At 59.5% G+C, this 6,487-nt stretch carries 3 pseudogenes; all 3 read right to left on the bottom strand.

What is annotated here, in order from left to right:
- Window positions 1-19 precede the first annotated feature (19 nt).
- Window positions 20-3,358: pseudogene (gene treS / locus CES87_RS32140) on the bottom strand (maltose alpha-D-glucosyltransferase).
- 147 nt (window positions 3,359-3,505) lie between these two features.
- Window positions 3,506-5,499: pseudogene (locus tag CES87_RS32135) on the bottom strand (alpha-1,4-glucan--maltose-1-phosphate maltosyltransferase).
- A gap of 471 nt (window positions 5,500-5,970) precedes the next feature.
- Window positions 5,971-6,471, bottom strand: a pseudogene (locus CES87_RS32130) (MgtC/SapB family protein).
- Window positions 6,472-6,487 lie beyond the last annotated feature (16 nt).

Raw genomic sequence — 6,487 nt, 5'->3', positions numbered from 1 at the left:
TTGTTCGAGAAACTCATGACTACTCTCCACCAAGATCGGAAAAGGGTTGGAGCCCACTCAATAACCCGTACAGGCCGTGCAACGGCACGGACAGCCAGGTGGGGCGATTCTCTGCCTCGTAGGCCACTTCATACGCTGCCTTCTCCAGGCCGAACAACGCCAATGCGGCGTCTCGCCTTCAGGATCTTGCCATGCATGGCCAAGCGTAGCTGCCGCCAGCCGATAAGCGACCACAAATGCATGTTTTGCTTCATTTAAATAACGATCGGACACCCGCTGACGAGCGTTTTGCGCCGCCTCGGTGTTGTCGACGTTATGCACGTTGATCGCCATGGCTGCCGCGTAATCAAACGAACGCAGGACGCCGCTGACATCTTTGTACGGGCTGTGTTTGCCCCGTCGTTCGTACAGCGGTCGCGCTGGCTCGCCTTCGAAGTCGATCAGGTAGGCATCACCCTTGATAACCAGCACCTGGCCCAAATGCAAGTCGCCGTGTACGCGAATGCGCAAGCCACCGGCTGTCTGCTTCGCCAACGCCTGCACGTAACTGAAGATGGCTTTTTTGTTGTCCAGTAAATGGCTGACCAGGGTTTTGTCCGCCGGGTTCAGTTCGTTTTGATACTGTTTAAGCAACTTCAACGCATGCTCGATTTGTGCCACAACGTCTTTTGCCGACATTAGTGCATCTTTTTGCGTGGTGACCTGGGGATCGAAGTCCGGGTTGTTACTCGGCGCAGCCAGGACCTGATGCATTTCCCCCAGGCGTTGACCGAGCATGGCGGCGAAATCTTTCAACTCGCCAAGTGCGTTGTAATGCTGCTCCTGCTCAGACATGGCGTGCGCCAACTCGTCGCGTAGTGCCCGTTCGAGGTTGTTCTGCGTCCATTCCCAGGCGTCGCCCTGATTGCTCAGGTAGCCTTGGGCGATCATCAACAGATTGTCTTCGCCAGCCGCATCGCGCCGAATCACAGAACCCAGCAGCGGCGAGATATTGCGAAAACCGGCGTGCGTCAAGTACGCGCTCATCTCCAGTTCCGGGTGGACACCAGACGCGACCTTGCGGATTAGCTTCAGCACCAGACTGTTGCCGATCACCACAGAGCTGTTGGATTGCTCGGCTGACAGGTAACGCACCTCCGATTCAGCCGTAAGGCCCAGTTTTGCCAGCTCGGCGGTCGGCTCGAAGCGGATTTCGCCTCCATCGGAAGGCAACACCGTGCTGGTCTGCACGCCCTGCAACACTGCGCGGACATAGCTTTCCAGGCTGAACGCATCCGTGATCAAACCCACCTGAGGCCCACGGCGGACCCGCGACAGCGCCAGTTGCTGCGGCAACGCGGTCCCGACCTGCTCTTCGGCAATAAAGCCGAACGGCAGTTGGTAACGGCTGGTCTGGCCCGCGCTGGTCACTTCGATCTCACTCAACAACACCGGGTGCTGCGCATCACCAAAACGCACACCGTAGGCCAGGTTGACCTGTTCGATGGCCGCGTCCTTGCCGGCGAACCAGCGACGGTTCTGCAGCCAGTTCGGCAGGATGCCCTGCTCCAGCGTGTCACGTGACGGTGCTTCGAGCAGTTCTTCCATGCGTTTTTTCAGTACCAGCGTGGTGAAGTCCGGGAGGCTCTGCGCCGGCTCCACGTGCCAGCTTGGCATCTGGTTTTCCGCCGCCAGCACGAACCAGTAAAACCCGTAGGGCGCCAGGGTCAGCAGGAAATTCAACTGGCCGATGGGTGGAAACGCATTACCGCCGAGCATTTCCACCGGCACCATGCCGACGTATGCCGACAGGTCCAGCTCCGCCGCTTGCGCACTGCGCGAGACGTTGGCCACGCACAGGATGATTTCATGCTTGCCGTCCGCCCCGGTGACTCACGGGTGTAGGCCAGAATCCTGCGATTGGTCGGCGACAGCATTTTCAAGGTGCCGCGTCCGAACGCCTTGGATTGCTTGCGCACCGCGAGCATGCGCCGGGTCCAGTTGAGCAGCGAATGTGGGTCACCGGCCTGGGTCTCGACGTTGACCGACAGGTAACCGTATTGCGGGTCCATGATCGGCGGCAGCACGAGGCTGGCCGGGTCGGCGCGGGAAAAACCACCGTTGCGGTCAATCGACCATTGCATCGGTGTACGCACGCCGTCGCGGTCGCCGAGATAGATGTTGTCGCCCATGCCGATTTCATCGCCGTAATACAGTGTCGGCGTACCGGGCATCGACAGCAGCAAACTGTTGAGCAGTTCGACCCGGCGCCGGTCGCGCTCCATCAGGGGCGCCAGACGCCGGCGAATACCGAGGTTGATCCGCGCCCGACGGTCGGCCGCGTAGTAATTCCATAGATAATCGCGTTCCTTGTCGGTGACCATTTCCAGTGTCAGTTCATCGTGATTGCGCAGGAAAATCGCCCACTGGCAATTGGCCGGGATCTCCGGGGTCTGGCGCAAAATGTCGGTAATCGGGAAGCGGTCTTCCTGGGCAAGCGCCATGTACATGCGTGGCATCAGCGGGAAGTGGAACGCCATGTGGCATTCGTCGCCGTTGAGGCCTTTTTTATCTGTATCTCCGAAGTACAGCTGCGTGTCTTCGGGCCATTGATTGGCCTCGGCCGCAGCATGCGGTCCGGGTAATTGGCGTCGATTTCGGCGCGGATCTGCTTCAGGACGTCGTGGGTCTCCGGCAGGTTTTCGTTGTTGGTGCCGTCGCGCTCTATCAGGTACGGAATCGCGTCCAGGCGCAATCCATCGATGCCCATGTCGAGCCAGTAGCGCATCACCGACAGCACGGCTTTCATGACCTGCGGGTTATCGAAATTCAGGTCAGGCTGGTGGGAGTAGAACCGGTGCCAGAAGTACTGGCCGGCCACCGGGTCCCAGGTCCAGTTGGACTTTTCGGTATCGAGGAAAATGATGCGGGTGCCGTCGTACTTTTGATCGTCATCGGACCACACATAGAAGTCCCGCGCCGCAGAGCCTTTCTTCGCCTTGCGAGCACGCTGGAACCACGCGTGCTGGTCGGAGGTGTGGTTGATGACCAGTTCGGTGATCACCCGCAAACCGCGCTTGTGCGCCTCGGCGATGAAGCGTTTGGCGTCGGCCATGGTGCCGTAGTCGCTGTGCACGCCACGGTATTCGGCAATGTCGTAGCCGTCGTCGCGCCGTGGCGAGGGGTAGAACGGCAAGAGCCAGATGGTGTTGACGCCCAGATCGGCGATGTAATCGAGTTTGGCGATCAGGCCGGGAAAGTCGCCGATACCATCATTATTGGAGTCGAAATAGGATTTTACGTGAACCTGATAAATCACCGCGTCCTTGTACCAGAGCGGGTCCTTGATGAAAGTGGCTGCCTTGGGTTTCTTCGCCATTTGAAACTCCTGTTGAATTCGAAAGAACACCCCCGACGCAGATCGTTCCCACGCTCCGCGTGGGAATGCCTCAAGGGACGCTCTGCGTCCAGTGACGCGGAGCGTCACGGGCTGCATTCCCACGCAGAGCGTGGGAACGATCATGTGTCAGGTGGTAATCCGCCAAATCCCAAACGGCTGAAACGCCGGGTCGATCTGCATGAACTGGTACTTGCCATGCCAGGTCCAGCGATGGCCGTTCATCAGGTCTTCGCCTTGGGTGCTGGCGTCATCGGACAGGCCCATTTCCCATAACGGCAGTTCGAAATTCGCCTCCTGCGGGTTATGCGGATCGAGGCTGACCGCCACCAGAATGAAATTGCTGCCATCGGCGCTGCGCTTGCCGAAGTACAGGATGTTGTCATTCCAGGCGTTATAGACTTTCAGGCCCAGATGCGTGTGCAGCGCCGGGTTCTGCCGGCGAATCCGATTAAGCTGGGCGATTTCGGCAATGATGTTGCCGGGCGCGGTGAAATCCCTTGGGCGAATCTCGTACTTCTCGGAGTTGAGGTATTCCTCCTTGCCCGGAATTGGTGCCGACTCGCACAGTTCGAAACCGGAATACATGCCCCAAAGTCCGGACCCCATGGTCGCCAGCACCGCGCGAATCAGAAAACCCGCGCGACCGGACTCATGCAGGAATGCCGGGTTGATGTCAGGCGTGTTGACGAAGAAATTCGGCCGGTAGCATTCTCGCCACGGCGACTCATTGAGCTCCGTGAATACGTTGCCAACTCTTGTTTGGTGTTGCGCCAGGTGAAGTAGGTGTAGCTCTGGGCGTAACCGACCTTGCCGAGGCGCGCCATCATCGCCGGCGTAGTGAAGGCCTCGGCCAGGAAGATGACGTCAGGGTACAGCGCGCGCACATCGGCGATCAGCCATTGCCAGAACGGCAACGGTTTGGTGTGCGGATTGTCGACGCGAAACTGCTTCACACCCTCCAGCACCCAACCGACGACGATGTTGCGCAACTCGACCCAAAGACTGGGAATCGACTCGACGGCATAGAAGTCGACATTGACGATGTCCTGGTATTTTTTCGGTGGGTTTTCAGCGTATTTGATCGTGCCGTCCGGACGCCAGTTGAACCAGCCCGGATGCTGCTGCAGCCAGGGGTGGTCCTGGGAGCACTGGATGGCGAAATCGAGGGCGATTTCCAGGCCATGGTCCGCTGCCGCTGCCACTAGCCGACGGAAGTCTTCGCGGGTGCCAAGCTGCGAATGAATCGCCTCGTGCCCGCCTTCGGGGCTGCCGATAGCATAGGGGCTGCCGGGGTCATCGGGACCTGCGGTCAGGGAATTGTTCGGGCCTTTGCGATAGCTGCTACCGATCGGGTGGATCGGCGGGAAGTACAGGACGTCGAAGCCCATGTCCTGAATCATCGCCAGCCGTGAATGCACGTCATTGAAGGTGCCGTGCCGCGCCGGATCGTCGGTGATCGAGCGCGGGAACAGTTCGTACCAACTGGCAAACTGCGCAAGCTCACGCTCGACATCCACCGGGTACTCCGGACTTAGGCTCAGGAAAGCGCGGTGGTTGGCCTGAGCCATCAGCTCGGCGCTACGTTGGTGCAGAAACAGTGCGACCTGCTCGGTTTCCAGCAGCCCGGACAATTGATGCTGCAATGCCGCCAGTTGTTCGCTCAGTTGCCCTTCCGCGCGTTCGGCGGCCTGCTGAACGTGAAGACGGCCTTCTTGCAGTTCGAGGGTGACAGGTATAGCGGCGGCATGTTTTTTCTCCAGTTCATAGCGAAAACTGGCGAACTGATCGATCCAGGCTTCGATACAGAAGACATGGCGGCCCTGATTCTCAACGCGAAACCGGCCCTGCCAGGCATTGTTGCCCAGGTCGGTCATGACCTCACTGTGCCAGACCTCATCGCCATCGGCCTGCCAGCGTATCCGCACGGCCAGTTTGTCGTGACCGTCGGCAAACACTTTGCTGGTCACCACCACGTCCTGGCCCACCACGGCCTTGACGGCGAACTGTCCGCCATCAAGGGTCGGCATCGTGTTTTCGATCACGATTCGCGGCAGCAACAACGCCTGCGACAGCGGAATGTGCGGGTTGTAGCTCAATTCACCAGGTTTTTCAGCCGTCATCGAGCATCTCTCCAGTACGCCCCAAGGACGCTCTCGTGTCTGATTGTCATCCACAGCGGTCAGTCCTTCACCGAATGAACTCACTTAGGTTCCGAGCGACGCCTGCCTGCAAAAGTTCATCGGCAATTGGCTTGAATCAAATCCTTCAGGCAGTGGTCAATCCACTTAAGCACGACTTACGCCATGTGCCACTGGAGGCTTGAACAATGAACAATCCATTCCCGGCCGAAACACCGATCCGAACATCGACAATCCCGTGATTCCACCGACCGACCCGCAGCCGGTGCCCGAACAAGACCCACCGGGCACCCACCCGCCGCCGAGGGAAGAGCCGCCGACGACCATGCCGCCGGTGGTTGTGAGCCCATAACCTGTAGAGATCCCATGTAGGAGCGAGGCTTGCCCGCGAAGAACGATGACGCGTTCCACAGGTTTTACCGCGTTATCGTTCTTCGCGGGCAAGCCTCGCTCCTACAGGGGATCGCGTGCCTTATCGAGCATCCTCACGATTTTTGGCATCACGCTAAAATCGCCAACGCCAGAAACGTACTGACACCGCCGTCGCCTCCCTGCCCAGCCCGGCGGAAACGCCGATGGCAGCAGTCATCCACAACCCGGCGGCAGTGGTCAGGCCTTTGACGTGACCTTCATCGCCCTCCTGATTTTTCAGAATGGTGCCGGCGCCCAGAAAACCGATGCCGGCGATCACCCCCTGCACACCCGGCTCATGGCATCAGCCTGGGAACCGGACATCTGCGGGACCAGTACGAAGAGCGCCGCGCCCAGCGCCACCAGCATATGGGTGCGCACACCTGCGGCCTTGCCTGTGTGCTCGCGCTCGAAACCCAGAATGCCGCCCAGCACCGCCGCCATCAGCAGGCGAACGGTGATGCGCGTCAGTTGCGAGGCGTCGCCGATGTCGGCGAATTCCGCTTCCAGGGTCACCCAGACCTCATGCCACCAGGCGTTCATGGCGCTGTCCTTGTAA

Origin of the sequence: Pseudomonas sp. ERMR1:02 (assembly GCF_002277815.1) — a bacterium.
Classification (GTDB): Bacteria; Pseudomonadota; Gammaproteobacteria; order Pseudomonadales; family Pseudomonadaceae; genus Aquipseudomonas.
This window is presented reverse-complemented; position numbering and strand designations above follow the sequence as displayed.